Below are 307 nucleotides of genomic sequence, written 5' to 3'. Positions count from 1 at the left end.
AACTGGGCCTCATTTTAAGGACCGGGGCTTCCACCCGGCTCCGCCAAGGTTTCACCCCCAGGGTTTCTTGTCATTCAAGGATCTCCCCCTAGACGCCCGTCCCCGCGACAAACTCATCTCGCGGGGAGCGTCCGCGCTGGCCGATGCCGAGCTGCTGGCCCTGCTGCTGCGCACCGGAGTGGCGGGCAAGAACGTGCTGCAGCTGGCGCAGCAACTGCTCGAGCGCTTCGGCGGGCTCTCGGGGTTGCTGCCCACCGGCGCCGAAGACCTCAAGGCCGTCAAGGGCATGGGCGGCAGCGCCAAGCGC

1 protein-coding gene is annotated in these 307 nt (G+C 67.8%); it reads left to right on the top strand.

Annotated elements, in window-relative coordinates:
- Positions 1-67 precede the first annotated feature (67 nt).
- The coding region (locus tag ACZYSP_RS35380) for a UPF0758 domain-containing protein (RefSeq protein ID WP_489019217.1) at positions 68-307 on the top strand (240 nt) is incomplete at its 3' end.

The organism is Variovorax sp. F042, from assembly GCF_057814215.1.
This window is presented reverse-complemented; position numbering and strand designations above follow the sequence as displayed.